This window comes from Bacteroidota bacterium, assembly GCA_016718825.1.
In the GTDB taxonomy this organism is placed as follows: domain Bacteria; phylum Bacteroidota; class Bacteroidia; order J057; family JADKCL01; genus JADKCL01.
This window is the reverse complement of record JADKCL010000026.1, coordinates 13,652-37,905: the sequence shown is the minus strand read 5'-3', so window position 1 is coordinate 37,905 and position 24,254 is coordinate 13,652. Positions and strand designations below refer to the sequence as shown.

The window sequence follows — 24,254 nt, the reverse complement described above, 5'->3', positions numbered from 1 at the left end:
AGAATAAAATAATATACCTCAGGATAGTCATTTGCTACAGCCTATTTTGGGGCGCAATTGGGCAAATAAAATCCGCCAAGTGACACACTTGGCGGACTTTATTTTTGCCCTACTCTTATGCCATTCTGCGGCGATCTCCAGGAGCGTGGAGCAGCTTCTCCAACTCCCTTGCGGCATCGCTACGAAGTTTGGCGACCATGTCCACGCGGCTGCTGCCGCTTTCTTTCAGAATGAAGGTATCGCAGATTTGCACCAATCCGGCACGCTCAAAGACCGGACGAAGCTTGTCGCTGTCGGTCGGATCGTCCAAGTCAATCTTGGGCAACTTTTTGGCGATTTCTTCGTCGCTCAGGCTACCTTGGAGCACGCGAATCTTATCTGTCGTCGTGGTCGCCTTGTTGTATTCGGCGAGTTTCATGTCCACAGCTGTTACAGACTTCCGCTTGGTCTTATTCGTCCAGAAAAGGAAGGTGCTTTCCGTGGTGCTGTAGGCCTCCCACTCCTTGTTGGTCATGAGACCTGAAGGATCATCTTGACCGCCCGTGCGTCCACGCATCTCTGACATCATCGTTCCGAGATCGCCGGATTCCTTGCTGAAATCGATTTCCGTGAGGTTGTTGAGCTGTTGCACCATCATTTGCTGCTGCTCGGGCGTGTAGCCGCTCGTTGGATCCATGATGTCGTGGTAGATTCTCCAGACCACACGTTGATCCTCGAGCTTCTCCCCTTTCTTGAGGACATCGATTGGCGAAACAACCTTAGCCTCGACCATCGGTTTGGTGCCCGGAATACCGCCATCCTTGCCGAATCCGCTTGCTTCACGTACGAAGGAGTAGCTGCCGTCCTCGCCTGCGGCGAGCTTGCCATGCAACATCCATTCGCCGAGATCCCATTTCTTGAATTCGTAGCTCCAAAGCTTTTTCTCGAAGAACACGAATGCCTTCAGCTTCACTTCGGCACCGACGCTTGCATTCAATGCAGCGCGCAAATCGACATCCACTTGCGGGTTATCTTCCGGACGCTTGCTCAACGACATCTTGTTTTGCTCGCGGTCCCAGAGAATCACACCCGTGACCACGCCTTTGGCTGCGGCAGAAATCGCGGCCTTGGCATACAAGCCTGCCTGGATGGCAATGATCAATTCGTGGCCCACAGTGGCATGCAATTCGACTTTCAAATCGCCGAATGCCTTGATGGCTGCGTCACCGCTGACCTTAAAACGTTCCTTTCCGTCTTCCTTTTCAGGCAATTTTTCCAAACCAGCGCCGATGGTTGCCCCAACGCCGACACCCGCCGAAATGCCACCGCCAACGGCGAGTCCGGGCAAGATCGGAATGTCCATGCTGATCGCAGGAATGCCGACCTCTTTGTTCCACGAACCGCGCACCCAGCCGCCTGGACCTTTGGGTTTGGCGCCTGTGCTGTCTTTGCCGTCGTTTTTGTCGAGGCCATCCTTGCTGCCTTCGCCACCCGTGGTGTACTTGTCGAGTTGGCCTTCGACCATGCCGCCAAGGCCTTCGCCCAAACCAACTTCCGCATTGCCGCTGTTGTAGCCGACATCCAAGCCCATGAATCCGCCTTCCATGGCTTCAACGACCTTTTCCCAACCTGCGATTTCCAGTCCCTTCGGACCCATTTTCACTTGGTTGGCGGCTGCAGTGAATACCAGCACGCGCAAGCCGGCAAACTCGAGCCACTTGGTCGGGAGACCGGGCAACAGGCTTTGGAGTTGCTCTTTCTTGACGTCTTTTTCTGGCGAAATGATCTCTTTGCCGTAAGCGAAGGTCGCTGCCAGCTTTTCAGCGGTGAAATTCACGCCGCCGCCTTCGCCCTTGGCCACCTTGCCTTTGAGCATGCGGAAGAGCAATTGCACATCCTCGGAGACGCGAATGCCGAGGCGCATTTCGTCGACAGCTGCAAAGAGGCCATCTTCCTTCTTATAGCCGAATTGTGCTTGTGGCACGTTCAGGCTGATGCCCGCAGGCAGGTTCATGCCCATGCCCGCATGGAGTTCCATGTTTTCCAAGGCACCATTCACCCAGTCAACGCTGCCGCCGACACCGGTGAATTTGAGCACGTTTTTGATGGCCTCGATGTCCGTGGCACCGTCAAGCGTCGCGCGGATTTCGGTGGGTTTGCCTGTTTTGTCCACGCTGACCTTGAATGCGCCGGCCAATTTGTAGCCGAAGACATCCAATTGAACGCCTTTGCCTGCAAATTCGAGGCCTTTGTCGGTCATTTTGCCGTCGATGCGCTCCGTGAGGAACACACCGTTGCCGAAGTCGAGTTTGTGAACGCTCAGGTTCAGGATGTTGATGCCCTGACCGCTGACATATTGAAGCTCATGCAATTGCACGCGCTCCATGCCAAAGAGGTTGAAAAGCTTCCGTCCTCCGAATTTCAAATCGACATCGTGCGCACGGGCGACCCATTTTTCTGGATCGGCTGTGTTGACGTCAAATTCGCCGCCACCGAAGTCGGGTGAGTTGAAGGAGCCTTCAAAAAGGCCTTCGCTGTATTTGCCCATGATCTCGAAGCCGAAGGCGTGCGCCTTGAGCTTGCGGATCGCGAGGCTGGTTTCGCTTTTCTTTTCGGCGTCTTTGCCCGCTTTTTCGACCTGACCTTCGTCGTCACCACCGAAGTTGTAGGCGACGTTGGTCGTGGTGAGGTCCATGACAAATGTGTCGATGCCGCCCACGCTCTTGATCATGTCGGTGTTGAAGCCGGGGAGCAGCTTGCTCAAATCGCCCGCTTTGGCGAGTGCTTGAAGGTCTTCCTTCGGAGCCTCGTCGTCGCCGTAGCTGAATGTGAGCTTAATGCTCTCTGCGCGAATGCCTTTTTTGTCAATTTCGGCGCCTTGCACGATCACCATCACCAAGGTTTCTTCGCCCAAAAGGACTTTGCCGGTCATCGTATCGACATGGGCCTTGAAGATTTTCTCGGCTTTGTCAAATTCGAAGCTGGCATTTTCAGCGGTGACCTTGGCGGATGGCAATTTCAGCGAAAGATTACCCGCTGCACTGAGGTGGGACAATCCTTTTTCGCTGCTGAATTGCGCATTGAAGCTGGGATTGCCGAGCATCAAGCGGTTGTCAAGGAAGTTGAACTCCTCTCCTCCCCCTTCTTTGATGGCTGATCCTTGGATCAATTTGCCGTCCTGACCGAATTGCAGGTTGAGTTTGCCGCTGAGGCGCGGATTCTCCTGCATCATTTTCAGGTAGATATTTGCATTCGCTTCCAAAACACCGCCGTCTTTGGTGTAATTCAGGAGAATGCCCTCAGCGGCGAGGATGTCTCCTGCGATTCCGAACTTATCGACTGCCAATTCGAGTTCCTTGATGCCGTCTGCGGAACCGAATGTGATCTTGTTCAGAACGATCGGACCGACATTCAATGCTTCGCCAAATGCCTTATTTTCAGGCAACAAGGCGAGTGACTTGATGGTCGCTTCCCAATTGCCGCCTTCCTTCATCTGCACGCCAAAAGTAGCCGGCTTGCGTCCGCTGTCTTGGCCAAACAGTTTGGAAGAAATCGTGCCTTCAAATGTCTTTGTTTCGTCTTTGTAACTTCCATCGACCGTCACGCCAAACAATGTGGCTTTCAGGCGGCGAAGGGTAAACACGTTGGTTTCCTTTCCGTCCTTGCCCTCCTCCTTGGGCGCCATGGTGGTTTTGGTGTCTTCCGTCTTGGCACTTTCGGCCTCTTGACCACCGGCTGTCTCCGTTGCGCCTTCCTTTTTGTCACCCCAGTTGATGCGGGCATTAGAGATACGCATTTCGACGAGATCCACGCCCAAAGCTTGGGTCAACCAGTTCAATTCGAAGGCGGGGGCAAATTCCTTGACGAATCCGACCTTTTCTTCTTGGCCGCTTTCGCCACCTTCTTGTTGGGCAGCCTCCAATTTGGCGGCGGCACCGGTGTAGGTGAGCGTGACATCTTCGGCAGAGAATCCGCTTTCCTCGACAGTCGCATTGCGGACGAGGATGCCGACGGTGGCGCCCATGATGTCCACTTCCATCAGCAACGAATCCGCCTTGCCTTCGAAGCCTTTGCCATCGTGGTATTCCAAGCCAACCTGCTCACCTGTAACCCTTGCGCCTGCGAATCCGATGAAGGGATCTCCCTTGACCATCAGGCTCTTAAACTTACCATCTTCCCAATCGCCTGCGGCGTTGATGTTTTTGATACTCAGGTGATCCTTGATCAAATCGAATTGCTCGGCACCCGTGGTCATGAAAAACTTGCCCTTGCCGAGCTTGCCGTCATCCTTGAAGCCGAGGTGGAGATTGCCATTCAGGCTGCGGCCAAGTGCATTCAACTGCACCCCGCCATCCATCTCAAACGGGGTATTGCTAGCCTTTTTGTATTGGAAACGAAGGTTTTCGCCGACCAACACGTCCGGACCAAATGCGAGGCGGGACAGCTTGACAATCAGCAATGCCAATCCTTCCTCGGAACTCATCTCCATTTGACTGAGTGTCAGACCTTGAAGATTGAAGAGTCCGTCGATGCCGACACCGCCTTCGAGCAATTTGCTTTCGCTTTGGAGCTTGAACCGGTAGTCGCCACTGTAATTGATCTTGATGGTGATATCTGCCTCGAAGTCATTGCCACTCAAGCGGATGCCGAGTTGACTGTCGAGGACCATGCCGCCCATTTCCTTGTCTTTGCCGGTCTTTTTGTCCTTTTCTGTCCACTTCTGGACTTCGGGGCTTTTGACTTTGAGCCAGAGGAATTTGAGGTCGAGTTCTGTGGCTTTGTTTTCTTTGGGATCCTGTGGTTTGAGCTTCTTGGTTTCCGTCCAAAGGTCGGTAACAGCGCCCGTGAGCTTGCCACCTGCAGCTTCCAATTCGGGACCTGCAAAGTCGAAAGCACGTGTGATGGCATTGATGCCTGTCTGCACACCTGGAAGGCTGGTCACCTTGTCGATTCCCGCCGAAATGTAGCCATTCAGCTTGTTGACAAGGTTTTCCAATTGACCGATGGCACTTCCGAACATGTCCATGACGTTGGCCATGCCGAAGATCACGGTGTTGATCTTGGCGTCTTCCATGCCTTCGTCGGTGATCCACTTGGAGACCTTTTTCATGAAGAATCCGAGGAGATACTTCAGAAACTCCTTGATGGGCTTGGGGACGCGGTCGATCCACTCCTTGACTTTGACGAGCAAGGAAATCACCTTGGTGATCTGCCCGATGCCGCTTGCGAGCTTGGCTGCGCCTGCGCTCAAGGACTTGAGGGCACCCTTGACAAGGTCGATTCCGATGATGTCGAGCAGGTCTTTGACGAGGACGACGAGGAAGTCTTCGAGTTTGAAGTTCTTCTTCAATTCCTCCCAATACTCGCCCATGTAGTTGAAGGCGAGGTCTTTGGCACCGTCCTTGAGAATATCGACGTCAACGCCTGCAAATTGCACGGATTCGCCTTGAGCCTTGAGCTGCATGGCGGATCCGCTCGGGTAATTGGCGCGGAGTTGTGCGGCTGCGAAGCCGTTGACTTTGCGTTGTGCGGTGGGCGCGCTTGCCGACTCGCTGCCCATGGCCGCAGCTTTGGCACCCATGACATCCGCTTCAGATTCCAAGGCAACATCGGCGTTGACGGGGGTACCGCCTTTCATTTGCATGGTGGGCTTGACGCGGCCTTGCATTTGTTGCACAACATGCCATGCTTCGTGCGGCAAATGTTGCTCCTGTCCGGCGCCAATGTGGATATCGCTACCCTGCGCATAGGCATGGGCGTTGAGTTGGGCGGGTTTTGAGGAATTGTAATGAACCTTGACATGGTCCATGCTCATCCCGGAAAGGCTTTCGATGCCCGATTTGAGATTTGGCGGCAGTCCGGCACCGGAGCCCGCTCCACTCCCTGCGGCATCTCCTGCACCGGCATCGGCAAATCCTGAGGATTCCTTGCCTTCCTTTTGTACCGTTTCTTGAATTTCTTCGGTTTCGCCGTTTTCTCCGCCGGTAGACACGCTGGTTTTCAGCTGAAAAGGCGGTGGCGTCATCGACTTTGGCTGGACGACACTGTCTGGCGGAAGAAGGGTATTGCTCTTCTTCGAATCGTGATCATTCCGTGATTCTGGAGACTTCATGGGCATTCAAATTGGCAATTGCGAAGGCACAAGTTGGCACCTTCGAAGACAAATAGAGGGATGAACGGAGGCGAGACGGCCAAATTTCCCAAAAGCCGAATGCGACCTGCTTTAGACGACATGAAGATAGGAAGGAATCCTCGAAATTTCAAAGGAGGATGGGGTTTTTATCCACAGGGTTTTCTCACGCTGTATCCTGATCTCACAAGATTCAACTATTTTCATTGCAATTTCGATAACTAAACGAACATTCATTTATATTTGCAGTCGAAATGCGAACGCGAGACGAAAGCAAAGAGGCTTGCCTCCGAATTAAGGCGATGGAAATGATCGTTGCCGAGGGCTTTGACGGGCTCTCCATGCAAAAACTGGCCAAAGCCGCCGGTGTCTCCCCTGCAACGATCTACATCTATTGGAAAAATCGGGAGGACCTTCTGAATCAACTCTTTCAAGAGGTTCAGGAAAATTTTACAGGGGTAGCATTGGAAGGATTTTCGCCGGAAATGAGCCTGTCAGACGGCCTTTGGTTGCAATGGCAGAACCGGCTGCGTTTCATTTTGGAGTTTCCAGTACAGTTCGCATTCTACGAACAATTCAGGCACTCACCTTTGATCAACCGAGGAGACATGAAATTTGCCGTCTTCAAGGAAAACATGCAACAATTCATCGTCAACGCAGTTCGAAATCAGGAGTTACGTCCGATGCCGACAGAGGTATATTGGTCCATGGCCTACGCTCCGTTCTATTCGTTGGTACGATGTAAATATCAAGGAAAATCGATGCTCAGCGATTGTTTTGAGCTGTCGGATGATGTCATTCGACAAACCTTTGAAATGGTAATCAAAGCACTCAGACCTTAATTCCAGCCCCTTTTTGATCGAAATAGCGTGAAAAATAATTCAAAAATGCCCAAGAAACAGAAAGCCACGTTCACCACCTACGAATGGTTCATCGTTGCTGTGATCACATTCATACAGTTCACCGTGATCCTGGATTTCATGGTGCTTTCGCCGTTGAGCGCATTTTTGCTCAAGGAAATGAAGATCGGGCCCGATCAGTTTAGTCTCGTGGTGAGTGCCTACGCCTTTAGCGCAGGCGCATCGGGACTACTCGCTGCTGGTTTCGCTGACAAGTTTGACCGCAAACGTCTTCTGATGTTTTTTTATACCGGATTCGTGATCGGGACAGCGCTCTGCGCGCTTTCACCGACGTATGAATTTCTGTTGTTGGCCCGCATTTTTACTGGAGTTTTCGGAGGCGTGATCGGTTCGATCGCTTTCGCAATCATTACGGACCTGTTTAAACTTGAGGTACGCGGACGGGTGATGGGTTTTGTGCAAATGGCATTCGCAGTGAGTCAAGTCATAGGTCTACCAGTCGGACTGTACCTCGCGAATGCATTTGACTGGCACGCGCCATTTTGGTTGATTGTTGCCGTTTCGATTCCGGCAGGCGTGGTGATTTTGATCTATATGCGTCCTATCAATGCGCACCTCAAACTCAAAACGAAGGAAAATCCGTTTTTGCACCTGTTTCATACCTTGACCAAAAGCGATTATTTGAAAGGCTTTGCTGCGACGGCCTTGCTTGCAACTGGCGGCTATATGCTGATGCCATTGGGTGCGGCGTACAGCACTGAAAATCTGGGATTGACGAAGGAAGAGCTCCCAATCCTGTACCTCGTGACGGGCTTGTTTACGATATTCTTTGGACCGTTGAGTGGAAGATTGGCTGACAAAGTCGGCAAATACAAGGTCTTTGTAGGCGGATGCGTCATTGCAATGGCGATGGTTGGATGGTACACGAACCTTGGTATCACGCCACTTTGGGTGTTGATCCTCATCAACGTGATCCTCTTTGCTGGGCTTACTGCAAGGATGATTGCAGCTTCAGCATTGATCACGGCCATTCCAGATCCCGCAGATCGAGGCGCCTACATGGGCGTCAATTCGTCGATTCAGCAGATTTCAGGTGGAATTGCAGCCTTTTTTGCAGGATTGATTGTCGTTCAACCGCAAATCCAATCTGTGGAGAATGGCCTAGCGGTAACGAAATCAGGTCCTTTGGAAAATTATCCGTTGCTTGGGATCGTGGTCATGGCCTCCTTGGTCGCAACGATCATCTTGTTTTGGGGAGTAGACCGAATGGTTACCCGAAAAATTGCTGCGGCACCTGCGATGAATACAGAAAAAGTACCGGTCGTGATTGCCGAATAAATTTTCGTTGGATCAATTCCCCGTGACTGGCATTCCGGGCCAGAATATCCAGCTTTTTGGGTATTTATCCTTGTAGCCGACCATCTTGGAGATGACTTGGCTTTTGCTGTTGGCTTCAAAGACGGCGACTTTGTAGAAACCCTTTTGATAATACGGCACAAGCACCTTCGCGCCAGAAATACTTTTGGCGATTTCGGCGGCTTCTGCACCGTTTTCAAAGGAGGAGATAATCAGGTAATAATGGCCATTGACGGGTCGCTCTCCGTATTTGCCGTCGTTAAGCGCCATGGAGCCATCATTGGTGGCCGGAATTGTTTTCGGTGTCACCTTCGGTTCGACTTTGGGTGCGACTTTTGGCTCAACCTTCGGCGTGACCTTGGGTTCGACCTTGGGCGTGACTTTGGGTTCGACCTTCGGATTGGTACTCGCTGCGTCAGCAAGTGCCTTCAAGGAATCCTGCCGGTGGGCCGCTTGCGCCGCAGTGCTGTCTTCCATCGCTTGGGCATACGCAATGCTGTCAGCCTTGATTTTGGCCATAGCCTCTTTTTCCTCTGCGGTCAGAAAGTCGACGGACGCAGATGGATCGTTGGGCACAACAACTTCAGGTGCTTGCTTGATTAATCCGTATTCCCTGAGTTTGACTTTCAATTCGGCCTGCCATTTCCAAGCCGCCCCTCCACCGATGATCAGAATCAGCAGGAAAAACACCCACCCGAGCGGAAATTTGCGGCGCACCGCGACGGGTTCTACCACGGTGGTATTTGCCAGCACGCTTTCTTTGGCTGCCTCTTTTTTCTTTTCAACCGTCGCCTTGACACCTTCGGTGAATGTGTACTCCACGGATTGCAGGCCAAAAAAATCAGCCGCCTGCCCCAATACTCCATCCTCGGGAACGAATTCGATTTCACCGGCAGGGTCTTTTCGTAGGGTTCCCACGCCATCAACGCGTACAGGACCGTGCGAACGCAAAGCGTCTTGCAGGTAGTTGCCCACCTCAACAGCCAATTCCTCGGCTTCGTTGATTTTGATGTTGTAAAACCTGAAGAGAAAATCCTCGAAATCGGTGCGCAACTCCTCTCCCGCTTCCAAAACAAACCGCTCTTGTGGCGGTAAAATCCGCTTTTTTTGATGGTCAATCTGGGCAGGAACCCGCACACGCTTGAAAGTACCCACGTCTGGAATGGAAAACCCATCCAAATTCTTGAAGGCCAAATTCAATGCATTCTGAGGGTCGAGATTCATTAAAAGCTGAAGGTTACGCCTCCCTTGATGTCAAACGGTCTCTCTTGGTAATTGTACCACCGTTGCCAGCGATTGTCCAAGAGATTGTTCAGCTCCAAAAATAATGATAACCTTTTTGAAAACCTATATTCCGCACTTAGGTTCACATCGGCGACGACGCCTTGTTTGATCGGAATCAAAATGTCTGATGGACCTGTGATCGTATCCACTTGCACGCTCATGGTGCGCGGTCCGAACAGATAGATTTCTGCTGCCACCCAGACCTTGTTCGCAAAGTTGTAGCTACCCCAAATGTCAACCTTGGTGCCTGGCATATTGAAGTTCGCGTAGATGTTGCTCGTTTTAAAAGAGCGGAAATCGCCGCGCACACCAGCCCTGATCTTGTCGTTTTTATTGAAGGTCAACGAAATCTCCGCGCCGGATTGAGTGAAGTTGCTGTCATACAACATCTGGAAATAGGCGCTATTCTCAGGATTGAAGTAGATCAATTGATCCTTGACCTTTTTGGTGTAGCCGCGCGCACTGAAAGTAAAGTGTTTGGCAAACTGCCCGTCGACACCGAAATAGATATTGGAAGCATCGCGCATCGGACGGATGTCGGGCAGGCGGTTGATGTAGCGATTCTGATCGATCAGATCATAGTACTTCAAATAGTGCATTTCGCCGACGATGCCGGCAGCCAAGCTCAACTTCTCGGGAATCAGCTGATACTTTGCCTTGAAGACAGGAAAGGCCTTGAATTTGCTGGTCGAATCGGCAAACGTATTGACCTTGATGCCACCTTGAACGCTCAACCCTTCATATTTGAAAGTCACTGTGGGCGTCAAGTCCAAGAAAAACCGGCTCTGCTGCACAGTATCAAAAGTACTGTTGCTGAAGGTAAACGCACTCGCAATGTCTGCACCAAACATGTCAGTGATCTTCCAATTCAGCTTTGGTAACAAAGAAATGTGGATGTCCTTGTTGTCCCAACGGTCAAAATACCCTTGGAAATTGAGTCCGACATCGTAGTTCACACCCTCAGGATTGTAATTCCGTGCAAGGCTCATGTCCGCTTCAAACTTGGTGAAGGTGTTGCGGATGGTGTCTTTGAATTCAGGATTTGCAGCTACGATCGTGTCTGCAAAGTAGAAATAGTTGGAATTCTGGAAGCGGATGGCACCTTTGAATGTGTTTTCCTTGGTGTAGTATTGACCATAGGCGCCAAGAATGTCGTCGCGCCATTCGGCATAGTCGACATACCCCTTGCTACTGCTCGCGTGGCTGAACTCGAGGCCGGCACGGCCGTCGACGTTGCGACCCGTGTTGAGAAACACCTTGGCATAAGGCGAGGCAAAACGTCCGAAGCTGAACTTCACGAGGTTGTTTTGTAGTTCGTCCATCGGTGGTTTGGGCGGCTGCGGAAGCTTGACTTCCTGCGGCTTGTATTCTGTCGGAGCCTTGACCTGCTTTTCGTCGTAGGTCATTTCCTTGGTTTCGATCTTGTTGTCGATTGGCGTTACAAGTTCCTCAGGCTTTTCGATGGAGCCAAGATTGGGTTTCCAATCACCCGCCATTTCTTGATCACTGACCAATCCCCCACCCTGTGCACTCAAAACCGTTGGAATTGCCATTGCGAGACCTAGCACACAAATGGCGAACATCAGCGACTTTTTCATTACTTGTTCTCCTCCTCGATCATGTCTTCCACATCACCCTTCAATTCTTCATTTTCAGGTTCACCGCCTTGGCGGAGGTTGCCATTGTTGAGTGCCCGAATCTCGTCCAAGCGCTTCTGGGCTTGCTCTTTGATCTCCGGATATTCATTTTTAGCCATCAATCCAGCAACGAGATTGTCCAGAATTCCGTCTGCCTGAAAGGTATCCTGCAATGCGAGATAATCCTCGGCCAACACTAAAAATGCGCGCGCTTTCCAGTAGTTGTAGGTCGAATACTTTTCGTTGAAGACTGCGACATTCTTCTGGGATTCGGCATATTCTTTCCTGTCAAAGAGAATACGCGCGATGTAGTACTGACTTTCTGCCCCGAAGGTATTCGTGTTGGCAGCTTGAACCGCGACAAATTCGGTGTAGGCTTGATCCTTTTGTCCAAGGAAATAATCGCAGGCAGCAATCTTGACGCGGGCTTTCGTTCGAGAATAATCCGTGGTATTGGGATCGCTGAAGACAGCAAGGTAATCGATGCGGGCCGTCGGATAGTCCTCATTGGAGAATGCAACTTCCGCTTTGCCAAACTGTGCAGCCATGCGGTCTTCGTAGCGGTTGCTTTTGTCTTGCATCGCGGTGTACAGCTCAGTGGCAGCCAATTTGTTGCCTTTTGCAAACTGAATGTCCGCAGCAGCTTTGAGTGCTTTCACGGTGAATTCATTGGGCGTCGTGGCCTTGTAAATGAATTCGTAGTCGGTCAATGCATCGTCCTTGCGGCCCAGCTTTTCCAGGGATTGTCCGCGGAAGAAGTGGGAATGGAACACGTACTTGCCATTGGGGAACTCCTTGAGATGCTGCGTGTAGCGGTCATTGGCGGATCCATAGTTTTCATCGAAAAAGCGCTGATCGGCAATTTCGATTTTGAGCTCCTCGGTCTTTTCATTTGCCGGATCATTGTTTTGGATCGGGCATTTCTCTTGGGATTGGCGCTCAATGTCGTCGTATTCATTGGCCGGCAACAGCTCCGCCAAGTTGGTCAAGGCTGTCGTCCGGGCGCCCTCATTGTAGCAATGCTCATACGCAGCGAGCTTGAACCAATAAATGGCCTTTTGAGTATTGCCGGATTTGCCTTCCGCGATGGCACTCACGATCAAGGCCGTCGGCATGTATTTGCTGTCGGGATGATCCTTGACGAGCATTTGGGCATATTTCAAGCCGTTGGGTGCATCCTCCATCCAGGAGAGATAGGTCTGCGCAGCAATGGCCAAGGCCTGCTCACGGTAAACCGATTTCTGTTGCTTGACGGCAAGCTGCACCATTGTTTCGGCTGCCTTTTGGTACTCTGCCTTGCGCAGGTGCACCAATCCGATTTGGAACATGGCATAGTCCACATATTTGCCGTTGAAGTCACGAACTTGCTGATAGTAACGCAGCGCGCCATCAAACCCTTTGCGGGCAAATTCGCAGTCTCCCGCTCTTAGAAGTGCGTCAACATATTCCTCACGATTTTTGTCGCGGTCGGCCAAGCCGATGAATTTCTCAAAGTATTGACCGGCTTCTTCAAAGTTCTTCTGCTTGAATTTGCACCATCCGATGCCGTAGTTGGCCATTCCAAAAAGCTCATGGCGCGAAGCCGAAGGCTGTGCCAAGAAGGTTTTGAAAGCGCCAATCGATTCCTCAAAACCGTTCTGCCGGAACAGACTTTCGCCGTACCAATAGTAGGCCAATTGCGTGATTTTGCTGTCTTGATTCTGATTGTAAGCCTTCTTGAAGTGGGTCGCGGCTACATCGTATTTGTGCTTTTCAAACATGGAACTGCCGTAGAGATAGCAGGCACGCTGATAGGCGGTACGCGAGCGGGCATTTCCGAGGCCATTGTTGTTTTCCAGGTAGTCGATCGCGTCCTTGTAGTTGCTGGCAAAAAGCAGGATTTCCCCGATCAAGGCCTTGGCATCATCCGCATATTCAGAGTTGGGGTAATCCTTGAGAAAGGTCTGCAAGGCAGATTGCGCATCGTCAAAGAAGTGCGTTTCGAAACTCGCCTTTGCATATTGAAAAAGTGCTTCGCCTGCGATTTCCTTGTCAAACTTCTGCGATGAGGCCTTTTTGAATGCCGTGCGGGCATTTTCAATCTTGTTGTTTTTGATGAAACAATGGCCAAGATAGTAGAAGGCACTCTGCGAAATCGTGTCCTCCTCGTGGGTCACTTTCTCAAATTGGGCCTGAGCTTTGGGGAAATCTCCGCGACGGTAATAGCAGTAGGCCAAGCGATACTGCGCTTGACGGTTCATTTCGACCCGCTTTTCCATCGCCTTTTCAAAGTAGGTGATGCAATCGCTGAATTTGCTGCGGTCATAAGCGGCATTTCCGAGAATGAAAAATACCTCCCCGGATGCTTTGCTATCTGCTGCGAGCAATTTTTCGCCCAAGGCGTCCAATTCATCGTAGCGCTGCAACTTGAGCAAGCAGCTCGCCTTGAGCACGTCTAGATTCTCCGCGAATTTCGACTCTGGCTTGACACGCGAAAATGCATCGTAGGCTTCCTCGTAGCGTCCGTCTCTGTACGCCAAGACTGCAAAGAAGTAAGCTCCCATTTCGCCCCAAACGCCTTCTGCGAGCCGAATTTGACGGAATTTATCCATCGCTTCCTTGTCACGGCCATCCTTGAAATAGGCATATCCAAGCATAAAACGCGTTTCGGTGACTTGCGCCTTTGTGAGATTGCCGGATTCCACCTTTTCAAACGGCGGGATACTTTCCTTGTACTCCTTGCGCATGTAGTGCATTTTCCCGACATGGAAATAAGCCTCATTCACACGCGGATGGTTGGGATATTGGGAGACAAACGCCTCAAACAGGCCGGAACAATTGGCATTCAACAAGTTGAATGCACAAAGTGCCTGCATGTAACGCGCTTCGGCGACCAAATCACCCTTGTCATGTGCATAGCTGGTATTGCTGCTGCGTTTGATGAATTCCCCAAACTTCTCTGCTGCGGCGCCAAATTTGGCTTTGTCGAGCAGTTCAGTCGCCTCTTTATAGATTCCCAGCGTCTCGTGGTAGGCGGGTTGCTGTGCCCTTCCGGACAAGCTCAAACCCATGAGGAATATGAAAATTCCTACGAATCTCTTCATACTCAAAACTTTAACGTAAGACCTAAACTGGGTATAATTGGAAGCTGATGTATTACCGCAAATTTTACGCGATCAAAGTAGAATACGTTTTTGCGGTTGTAAAGGTTGATCAGTGTAAGGTTTGCCTCCAACAAGACTTTATTTCCAAATTGCCAGCGGCGTTTGGCAGACACGTCCAAACGGTGGTAATAAGGCAAACGACCTGAGTTGATGCTGTCGGCATAAAGAATCCCCAACGTGCCGTTTTGGTTGGCGTAGTTGGTTTGCGCACCGTTGTCAAGGAAATCGATTTTTTCAAAAAATCCTTGTGTCTGCGTGAAGGGAAATCCAGATCCCATCGCCCAACGCATGCTGAAATCCCATTTCTTCTCTGTGAATTTGGGCCTTTCGTTCATCAAGGCATCTTCCTTGTAAAGCTCTCCCGTGAAATAGGCGAATACGAGGTTTGCATTGTGTCGGCGGTCAAAAACCGGCGCATATACCCGGATTCCATCGTCACGTGTCACCTTGGACAAGCCGTAGGTGGCATAACCATAGATTTTGCGGGACTCGTAGCGCAAGATCAAATCAAGGCCCTTGGCTTTGCCACGTTCATAAACGAAGTTGGGTTCGCTCGGAAAGATCTTGTCCCGGTTGATGTTGGTCAGCTGTGTAAAATCTTTGTACCAACCTTCGATTCTTGTGCTCAGATTGGGCAAAAGCTCAATTTCGGCGCCGAGCAAAAGGTGGGATGCCGTCTGCAAAGTATGATCCTTGATGGCATTGGGCACGTTTTCAGGTGCTGCGAGGTAGCCATTGAAGATGTTGACGACATCGCGGTCGCTGCTTGCAGCCACGAGATTCTGCGAATACATACCTGTAGCCGCGGTAATGCTGAAGCGATTGAAGTTGAACTTCATACGCAAACGTGGCTCAGGCGAAATGAACGCGTGGTCGTTGTAATAATGCAAGTGGATGCCCGGCTCAAAGACGACGAGATCCTTGATGGAGTCGTTGCGACCATGGTAAATCTTGCGAAACACCTTTTTGTAAGCAAAGTCAGCCGCGATTTCGGTATTGTCATACACCGTTGCGGTGGTCAGGCCAAAGGAGTTGGTGAACGTGTAGTCGGTATGGAAGCCAAGCAAGGTCAAACCGGCAACAAATTCGTCGGTGGCGTTGACCAGGTAGTTGGTGCGAAATCCGAAGTTGAAGCCGTTGATGGCACTCTTGCGCGGGAAGGTCTCTGTGACCGAATTGAGCGACGATTTGAAGTCGGAGTAGGCGAAGTTCAGACCGAAGATCACGTTGCTTTGTGGCGGTGTGAGCTTGAGTTTGGTCCCTATCCCCCACTGATCCCAGCCGATGTTGGCAGGGAATTCATATTTGACATCATCGGTATCGTAAAAGCCGAAGACATCAAAAGTATTCAATCCGTCGGTGACGGAAAGCTTGCCATAAAGGTCATTGAATCCGTAGGGAAGCCCTTTGACACTGTCGCTCAACTCATTTTTGACGTAGGGATAAAGGACAGGACTGCTTTTGTCCAGATAGGCATGCCTTGCCGAAAGCAAAAATGAACTTCCGCCCAAGGACTCCGGCGATTTCTTGTAGATCGGACCTTCGAGCATGATCCCGGTCGTAATCGGATTGATGTTGACTTTTCCGCGGATGCCTTCCAATTCAGGCGCCTTGGTGCGAATGTCCATCACGGATGAAACGCGACCACCATACTGCGCTGGAAATGCTGCCGAATAAACATCCACCGACTTGATGTAGTCCGTGTCAAAAATGGAAAACAAGCCCAAATTGTGAAATGGCGAATAAACCACCATTCCGTCGAGCAGGGTCATGTTCATGATCGGGGTGCCCCCACGAATGTAAAGCTGACCACCTTGATCTCCCGTGAACACCACACCCGGCAATACTTGCATGTACTGCGCCAAGTCGGGACTTCCCAAGGAGGGCATCATGTTGATCTGCCGCGAGGTAATCCGCGTCACGCCGGCTTCGATCTCACGCTTCTGAATCTTCCCGAACTTCTGATCCATGATTTCGACCGTCGCGAGCTGCGTGGAGGACTCTTGCATCTTCAACTTCACATTGACCTTGCCCCCGCTCACAACTTCGGCGTCATAAAACACGGTGTCCATGCCGATATAAGTGATTCTGAGCTGGTGTTTGCCATCGGGAATGCTTGGAATCACAAATCCTCCGTAGAGATTGGTGCTTGCACCCGTTCCCAGAGAAGGAATGACCACATTGGCACCGATCACCGGCTCGCCTTTGTTGTCAAGAATGGTTCCCTGAACAATGCCTTTTTGGGCCTTGAGGGTTCCTGCACCAATGCAAATGATAGCTAGCAAAAGAAGGAATAGCGCCCTGCCTGATTTCATGCCTACCCGATTTTCAATTTTCAACGCTTCTAAATTTTTGGTAAAACGCTTCCTATATCCCTGTTGATCAATTCAATAATTTATAGACCAGTGTCTTCATCACGTGCTCGTCGCTCATGTGCGTCGATTGGACACCCTTCAGGAAAAGATCTGCCTCCAAAATGTAGGTCAGATTCCTGTAGAGGTCATTGCGGTTATAGTTCCGCACAGCATCGACGTATTGCTTTGCAACAAATGGATGGATTTTCAGTTCCGCAGCGATATCTGCATCCTTTGTGAGCTTGCGCGATTGACAACGGAGCAGCTTAGAGAAAAACTGAAACAACTGATAGACAATCAGTACCGGCGGATTCTCTTTCACATTTCTCATCATGTGATTGACGATCCAGTGGCTTTTGCCATGATCCCTCGCTCCCATACTGTTCATCAACTCAAAGACATTGAAGTCTTTGTCGACATTGATCATTTCAAATACAATCTCGGCGGTGATCCGTTTGCTCGGATCGTTGGCCATATAGAGGAAAATTTTCTCCAATTCGCTTTCAATCAAAGCGAGGTTGGTGCCGAGATAGGTTGCCAAGATCCGCTGCGCTTCCGGAGCCAATTGGTAGCCCTTGCGGGTACAATAGTCCATGATCCAAGCTGGAATCTGATTGTCGTAGAGGGCTTTGCTTTTGAACACAACGCCATTTTTCTCGATGCTTTTGTACAGCTTGGTGCGCTGATCAAGGTCCTTCCCCTTAAACGTCATCACAAACACCGTGCTGTCTACCGGCTTGTCAAAATAGGCTTGCAGGATGTCCCATTCGCCTTTTCCGAGCGACTGCGCTTCCTTCAAGACCACCAACCTCCGGTTGGCCATCATCGGAAAGCTGCGCAACTCTCCCAACAAGCGCGGCCCTTTGGTATCGGCTCCGTACATCACTGACTTGTTGAAAGACTCCTCGCCTGGATTCAAAACCTTGTCTTCCAGCAACTTGGAGAGTTTGTCGATGTAATACGGTTCCGTGCCGCCCAAATAATAAATGGGGGCAAACTTGTGCGCTTCAATGTCCTTTTTCAGCTTTTCAAACTCCATGTGCGCTAGAAGGGGTATCCGATGCCGAAATTAAGCTGAAAACGGTTGCCCCCCAAATTGTCCTTGAGTGACTTAATCACAAACCGTTGCACATCGGGTGCATAAACCTGCTTTGCAAAATCAATCCGGAAAAGGAAGAAATCAAAGTCAAGCCTGATTCCTATCCCAGCATCGATTCCCAGTTGCAATACAGTCTCTTTGGACAGCTGTCCACCCTCAAAATCGACTGCCGAACCGGGCAGAAACCAGACGTTTCCGATGTCTGAAAAAATAGCCAATTTGATCCATTTGTACACATCTGCACGGAACTCAAGATTCGTTTCAAAGACAAATTCCCCGCCCGGCGATAGCAAAAAACCTTGCCCGGACCTGCCTTCTCCATTGGTGCTGTCTGAAAACACCCCTGGACCAAGGGTGTTGCTTTGCCATCCCCGCATCGAATTCGTGCCTCCGGAGAAAAAGCGCGATTCGAAGGGAACAAAACGGGTATAATTCCAGGGATCTGCTATGCCCATGTAGTTGCGCATCACAAAAGAAAAGTGACGCTGAATCGGCCAATGGTTTTTGACTTCAGCCGACAATTTCAAGTATTGTCCATAAAAGATGTAGCTCAGTCGGTGATCCTTCCAACTGTCATCGATATTGGTAATCCGGTCCAATAGAAAAGGAGTATTACCGCCGACTTGGAAATTGCCGACAAAACTCAAACTATGCGTGTTTTTGTTGACGATCCCGTTGTTGTAGGTAAAACGGTAGTTGCCCCATGAACTGAACCGTGGTTGAAAATCTTGGATAATGATGGACCTCAACTGATTGTTTTCGATTTTCCGGATCTCATCAATGATCCTGGGTTCCAAGTGGCTCTGAATGAAGGTAATGACATAAGGTGAAAATGAGCTCTGTGCTTTTTTGTTCACCGAGCTATGGTACCAACGGTAGTTCCAGTCCAGCGAAAGTGCATTCCGCGCATAGTCAATGCTCTGTTGGCGACTACCGGTGACGATGAAGGAGGTACTTGGTTCAAAACCTTGGAGATTTTTCCTTGCGAGGCCCGGAGCTAGAATCCGCGGAAATTGAAGGCTTGCGGAGAGGCTACCCTGCAGAAAGGTGACGAGGGTATCCTTGGTGGAAATAATGTCATTCACGGTATCGCTGACCTCACTTCGGTAGAAACGCACATCACCCTTCATACTCAGGTCCAGCTTTTCGGCGCCTTTGAAGACCAATTTGTCGCGAAAACCTACCTCCGCACCAATGCCCGGAAGGTTTGCTTTCAGGATCGGGTCTGTCTGAAAAAAGGCTTCGAATCCAGCTTTGGCTTGAAATCGCTGCATCAAAACGGTCTGAATCGAGAAGTCCACGGTCGTGTCTTCGGGATTCACGGTGGGTTTGATCAGCACATACTTAAAGATACCAAGGTTTTGCAATCGCATTTGCGTTTTGCGCTCATTGGCCAAGGTGTAAACGTCGCCTTTGGAAAGCGTGATGAGCTTCTCGAGGAAACTCAAATTCAGGCGTTCGAGCACGCGCTCGTACGTGATAAAGGTGACCAAGGCGCTGTCGCCGTATTGATGCCGGGTAAGGTGCCATGCTTGGCGGAGCGAATCGGTAATAAAACCTGGCATCACCACCTGCATCATTTGATCCACCGACGGGTCCACCTTTGCCGGCTCAATGATCATCGAAATGTTGCCGATTTTGTAGGGAGGAATGGTGTCCGCGATCTTCACCTGCACCCAAACCGGCTGATATTCCTTGATGGCCTCGTTGTTGGGCAGCGTCCCCATCGTGTCCGGCGGCAAGGTGTCAATGTCAAACGATACCATTTTTGGGGAAAATGTATAGTAGCCGTTGTTGCGTAACAAGGTTGCTATTCGGCTGCGTTCGGCGGAGAAGTTGTCTTCGATATAGCAATCGCCGGTATGCAGATAGGAGTCATCCATGTTGCGCAGGAGCACCTTCCGCATTTCTTCGTCGACGATCGAGGGGGTGCGAATCTTGTCAATGATCGCTGCCTTGCCTTCCGTGATGAGGAACGTGACATTGGCCTTCCCGCGGTTGAGGCCGGAGGTACAGGTATCGACGCGCGTGTCGACGCGTGCATGGAAAAATCCTTGGGAAAAATAAACCGTCTTGAGGTTTTCGACATCGTTCAGCAATTGCATGCTGTCAATGATCACGGGCGGTTCACCTGCGGTATTCACCAAAAAGCTTGCCAATGAGTCGACGATATGATTGTTGGGCCTGAAAAACCGCAGCCACCGCTCCGGCGGATATTCATAGCGCTGAAGGGTGCGTCCAAGGTTGTAAATGTGCAAATAGGTCTTGGGAATGAGCATTCTACGGTTGGGATGCGTCTTTACCGAATTGTACAGCAGATCGGGATCGACTGTGCTCAATCCGATTTCCTTCAGGTTTTCAATTCGCTCCTTGAGGGTAAAAATCGAGTCATTGGACGCAGAATCGGGTAAAATGACGTCGGCTTTGGAAAAGGTTGGTTCGCCTTTGAGCAGCCATTGCCCCTTTTCAAGGTAGAGATTTGTGGCGCAGGAACTCCAAAAAAGAGTAATGCAAAGCATCCCCCAGAGTCTTCCTTGCCATTTGCAAGCGGCCACCCACCTGCCAAAGGCCTGCGTGCTGTTGAAAATCTTTATGTAACTTGCGGCTTTCAAATGGCGATGCAGGCACTTTCCAAGGCGAAATTACGACTTTTTACGGGCCTACAGCTCAAAAAAATCCGGTATGAGGAGGGGTTGTTTGTCGCCGAAGGGCTGAAGATGTGCAGGGAGGCCATGGCCTCCGACTATCAGATCGAGGCGATTGTGGTTCAAAAAGGAACCGAAATTCCCGATGATCTTGCCCTGCCTCTGAACCTCTGTCATGAAGCAAGCCCCGATGATTTCAAAAAACTGACCACGCAGGTCAGCCCGGAGGGCATTTTGACTGTTTTGCGGTTTCCGGGAGCTCCGTTATGCCATCTCGATGCCCCCGTTGATACATTGCCGCAAGGTCCAGCCTTTGTCTTGGCTGCAATTCAAGATCCTGGTAACCTGGGAACGATCCTTCGCACAAGTGATTGGTTTGGCATGCCAAGCCTGATTTGCGGTCCCGGCACGGTGGATCCGTTCAACCCCAAGGTGTTGCGCAGTTCCATGGGATCGCTTTTTCGTGTGCGTCTTTACCTTTTGAGCAATCTGGAAGAATGGATTCGGCGTAATGCAAAGCTGATTTGGTGCGCAGACATGGAAGGTGAATCCTTGGAGCAAATAAATCTCGCTGAACGGCCCTTCGTGTTGCTCGGAAACGAAGCTTTGGGTGTTTCCTCCGAAATTGCTGCGATGGATGGCCTCCGTCGCGTGACGATTCCGCGCATCGGCAACGCCGAAAGCCTCAATGCCGCCACCGCAGCATCTATTCTGGCTTGGAACATGGCGTTTCCAAGCAACAAAGCTGGCAAATAATTACCGCTTGTTGACCACCAAAGTGCCCAATTTGCCTTCCATCAGGTCCTTGTATTCCTTCAATTCGCTGAACCGCAACTTGTGCTTTCCGAGGTCAGCCGTGTGGCCGGGTGCCAATTTCGCCTGATAGAAATACATGTAGGAAAACAGCGGATTGAAGAGCTCCATGGTACTGTTTCCTTCTGAAGGTCCGCCAAAATAGGCCAATTCCGGCAAGCCGAATTGATGGTTCCCCTTGGTGACAAACCAGATATGATTGGCATCCAGCACATATTTCACGCAGCCACCTGTCCAAGCCATCCAAGTCAACACAGGCATCGCCGGACCCTTGAGTTGGTTGCGCTCCCGTTCGATTTCAGCCATCATGCGGATCGGATGCGCCGTCATCGCGCTTTCATTTACCACACCGATCGCACTTCCATCCAATTGGATCAAGGTCGAGATGACTTGGTAAATCCGGTCCATGGCATCGATCGGCGTTGCAGCTGTGCCTTTGTAGCTCAGCAAAAAGTGGCACTGACTACGGTAAAACTGCTGCTTTTCAACCTCCGCGAAATGGCAAACCGAAAGAATCGGCCGAGTGACTTGCTCCGGCATTGGAATATTCAATTGCGCCAGCATCATTTCATCTTCTCCGAATTGGAGCTTGCCGAAACCTCCATCAGCGGAGAATGCAAGACCTGACGATGTCAAGACAGGGCCAAACCTCGATTGCAAAGCGGCCTCCAAAACTTCCTTGTCAAAGCAAGGCACCTTTTCAAACAACAGCATCAAGGAGATTCCGCTTTGGCCATGTTGGGGCTTTTGTCCCGTCGACGGCGTTTCAGATGTGGCTTTTTTGCCGAAAAGATTGGAAAACAGGCCCATAATAAATTCAGATGTATGAAAGGTGAATGTCTGTGAAGAGGTTTCATCGACATTCGAAATAAACCAGACAGCGTCAAAATTCCAAAACACCGTCCGACATGCGCGATGATCTTTGCCCCAATGCAACGCATCCATCGAATTTTCCCTAATTTCGATCACAGAAAATACTGTCCATGAAAAATCGCTTGCTTTTGGGGTTGCTTGTTGTGTCGCTGACGGCCTGTCAACCCACCGCCGACACGTATCCCAACGGGAGTACGGATAGCACCGGAACCGATACGACCGCACTCAATGGAGGGGATTCGACCTCGAATGCATTGAGTGTCGTGCGAACGGACAGCAGTGCCGACGACTCCTCGCACAAACAATACATCGAAGGCGCATTTACAGTGCCGGCCGCAATGGAGGTGATCTTCGGACTCTATGACAAGAACATCGAATGTTCGCAATGGGTCTGCAAGCCGCACGAAGCCAAACGATTTGAAAGCAAGGCTGCGGGAAAAGGCGTTTTGTTTACCCGCGCTGCGGGTTCTTATCCGTTGGAAACAAGCCAAGGGAAAAAGATGCTCCTGCTTACCGAAACTTTGAGCCGAGAGAAGGACGGTTGGGAAGATTGCCATGCCTGCGCACCCATCCTCGGGGCGGCGATGTTTCAGCAAATTGACGGAGCCTGGTTTATTGAAGCCCTCCAAAAAGACCTCGGCGAAATGGGTTCGTGGGGGCAGTTGCCCGCCAACAAACTCGTAAAAATCGGGCCCGACATGTACGGCGTGATCTTCAACGACGGCTATACGGCGCAGGGGATCACGGAAAGGCAAATCGAAATTTTGGGTCTTGTGGACGGGAAATTCAACATTCTCCTCACGGAAAACACGAGCTACAACAACGAAGGCATGTTTGCCGATCCCAAAACGGAACCTGGGGCATTCAAATATGATACAGAAATCAGCTTTCAGGAAAAGGAAGCCGGTGCGCCCTTCGAATTGATCCTCACCCGCAAAGGCACCCGCCCCAAGGACGGCCACGACGGCGATGGTCCGATTGTCAAATTCTCCGAGACACTCCGGTACAAGATCCAGAACGGCAAATACGTATTGAGTGAAAAGTGAAAAGCTATAAGTGAAAAGCGGAAAGCTATAAGTGAAAAGCTATAAGTGAAAAGCGGAAAGCTATAAATGAAAAGTTCGATTGGGCTCCAACCGAACTTTTCACTTTTCACTTTTCACTTACAACTATTCCACGCCTGCATTGACCATCGGCGTTGCGGCGCGGTCTGAGCAAAGGACCACCATCAGGTTGGTGACCATGGCGGCTTTTTTGGCATCGTCGAGATGCACGACGTCCTTTTCGCTGAGTTGATGCAAAGCCATTTCGACCATGCTCACAGCACCTTCAACGATCTTCTTGCGAGCTGCCACGATCGCCGTGGCCTGCTGCCTTTGCAACATTGCACCTGCAATCTCCTGTGCATAAGCGAGGTAGGCGATTCGTGCTTCAATGACTTCGATGCCGGCGATTTCCAAGCGGTGACGCAAGGTTTCTTCGAGGATTCCATTCACCTCTTCTCCCCCATCGCGCAGCGAGATATCGGTTTCCTCGTCGTCAAATTTGTCGTAGGCAAAGTGCGTCGCGAGTTGACGGATGGCCGATTCACTCTGGATCTTGACGAAGTTTTCGTAGGAATCCACCTCCAACGCTGCCTTGTAGGTATCCTGCACACGCCATACCAAAACGACGCCGATCATAATCGGGTTGCCGAGTTTGTCGTTGACTTTCACCGGTTCGCGGTCGAGGTTGCGTGCGCGAAGGGAAACCGATTTCTTGGAGAAAAATGGATTGACCCACCAAATTCCATTGTCTTTCAAGGTGCCTTTGTAGGTTCCAAAAAAGACCAAAACGACCGAATGATTGGGCTGAACCACGATAAATCCGAGCGAGAGAATCACCGCCAACGTGATGCCGATGGCAAACCAAGCGGAATGCAACAGGATGATTCCCGCGATCGAACCGCCAAGCATTGCCAATACCAAGGCGATAAAAGGCATACCGGGTTTTGCTGTGTAATTTTTTTCGAGTTTCATTTTCGTTAACACTAAAGTAATACTATCAACTACTATTTAATAGCTATCCATCTTTACGAAATT

Annotated in this window: 12 protein-coding genes and 1 pseudogene; 4 read left to right on the top strand and 9 right to left on the bottom strand. The window is 50.6% G+C overall.

The genetic code is table 11. The features are described 5' to 3' along the window. Positions 1-115: 115 nt before the first annotated feature. Positions 116-6,004, bottom strand: coding sequence for a DUF4157 domain-containing protein (locus IPN95_22225; protein ID MBK9452084.1), 5,889 nt, complete (start codon positions 6,002-6,004; stop codon positions 116-118). Positions 6,005-6,363: 359 nt separating this feature from the next. Here IPN95_22225 and IPN95_22220 point away from each other — a divergent pair, with 359 nt between their 5' ends. Then, positions 6,364-6,951 (top strand): TetR/AcrR family transcriptional regulator, encoded by a 588-nt coding sequence (locus tag IPN95_22220; GenBank protein ID MBK9452083.1) that lies wholly within the window; start codon positions 6,364-6,366, stop codon positions 6,949-6,951. A gap of 45 nt (positions 6,952-6,996) precedes the next feature. Further along, entirely contained in the window at positions 6,997-8,307 is a 1,311-nt protein-coding gene (locus IPN95_22215) for an MFS transporter (GenBank protein MBK9452082.1), read from the top strand. Between the two features lie 315 nt (positions 8,308-8,622). On the opposite strand, the pseudogene IPN95_22210 reads toward IPN95_22215, so the two are convergent. The 6 genes and pseudogenes from IPN95_22210 to IPN95_22185 form a co-directional block, all read right to left on the bottom strand. Next, positions 8,623-8,724 (bottom strand): annotated as a pseudogene (locus IPN95_22210) (SPOR domain-containing protein). Positions 8,725-9,548: 824 nt separating this feature from the next. Next, positions 9,549-11,207: a TonB-dependent receptor gene (locus IPN95_22205; GenBank protein MBK9452081.1), complete on the bottom strand. Its 1,659-nt coding sequence runs from the start codon at positions 11,205-11,207 to the stop codon at positions 9,549-9,551. Then, the gene (locus tag IPN95_22200; GenBank protein MBK9452080.1) at positions 11,207-14,329 is read right to left on the bottom strand and encodes a tetratricopeptide repeat protein; all 3,123 of its coding nucleotides are present in this window, start codon (positions 14,327-14,329) and stop codon (positions 11,207-11,209) included. The genes IPN95_22205 and IPN95_22200 overlap by 1 nt, the downstream gene beginning before the upstream one ends. Positions 14,330-14,331: 2 nt before the next feature. Next, a complete protein-coding gene (locus tag IPN95_22195) occupies positions 14,332-16,704 on the bottom strand; it encodes a carboxypeptidase-like regulatory domain-containing protein (protein ID MBK9452079.1) in 2,373 nt (790 codons plus the stop codon). Positions 16,705-16,771: 67 nt separating this feature from the next. Then, the gene (gene holA / locus IPN95_22190) at positions 16,772-17,782 is read right to left on the bottom strand and encodes a DNA polymerase III subunit delta (protein MBK9452078.1); all 1,011 of its coding nucleotides are present in this window, start codon (positions 17,780-17,782) and stop codon (positions 16,772-16,774) included. Between the two features lie 5 nt (positions 17,783-17,787). Further along, positions 17,788-20,361 carry a BamA/TamA family outer membrane protein gene (locus tag IPN95_22185; protein MBK9452077.1) on the bottom strand — a complete coding sequence of 858 codons (2,574 nt, stop codon included), beginning with the start codon at positions 20,359-20,361 and terminating at the stop codon, positions 17,788-17,790. Positions 20,362-20,460: 99 nt separating this feature from the next. Here IPN95_22185 and IPN95_22180 point away from each other — a divergent pair, with 99 nt between their 5' ends. Further along, entirely contained in the window at positions 20,461-21,243 is a 783-nt protein-coding gene (locus IPN95_22180; GenBank protein ID MBK9452076.1) for an RNA methyltransferase, read from the top strand. Here the strand turns inward: IPN95_22180 and IPN95_22175 are convergent, their stop codons facing one another. Further along, positions 21,244-22,269 (bottom strand): hypothetical protein, encoded by a 1,026-nt coding sequence (locus IPN95_22175; GenBank protein MBK9452075.1) that lies wholly within the window; start codon positions 22,267-22,269, stop codon positions 21,244-21,246. It abuts the gene before it with no gap. Positions 22,270-22,283: 14 nt separating this feature from the next. Between IPN95_22175 and IPN95_22170 the strand changes: the two genes are divergently transcribed. Beyond that, complete coding sequence (locus IPN95_22170; protein ID MBK9452074.1) at positions 22,284-23,219, top strand: hypothetical protein; 936 nt, start codon at positions 22,284-22,286, stop codon at positions 23,217-23,219. Positions 23,220-23,342: 123 nt separating this feature from the next. On the opposite strand, the gene IPN95_22165 is transcribed toward IPN95_22170, so the two are convergent. Further along, positions 23,343-24,191, bottom strand: coding sequence for an SPFH domain-containing protein (locus tag IPN95_22165; protein ID MBK9452073.1), 849 nt, complete (start codon positions 24,189-24,191; stop codon positions 23,343-23,345). Positions 24,192-24,254: the final 63 nt, after the last annotated feature.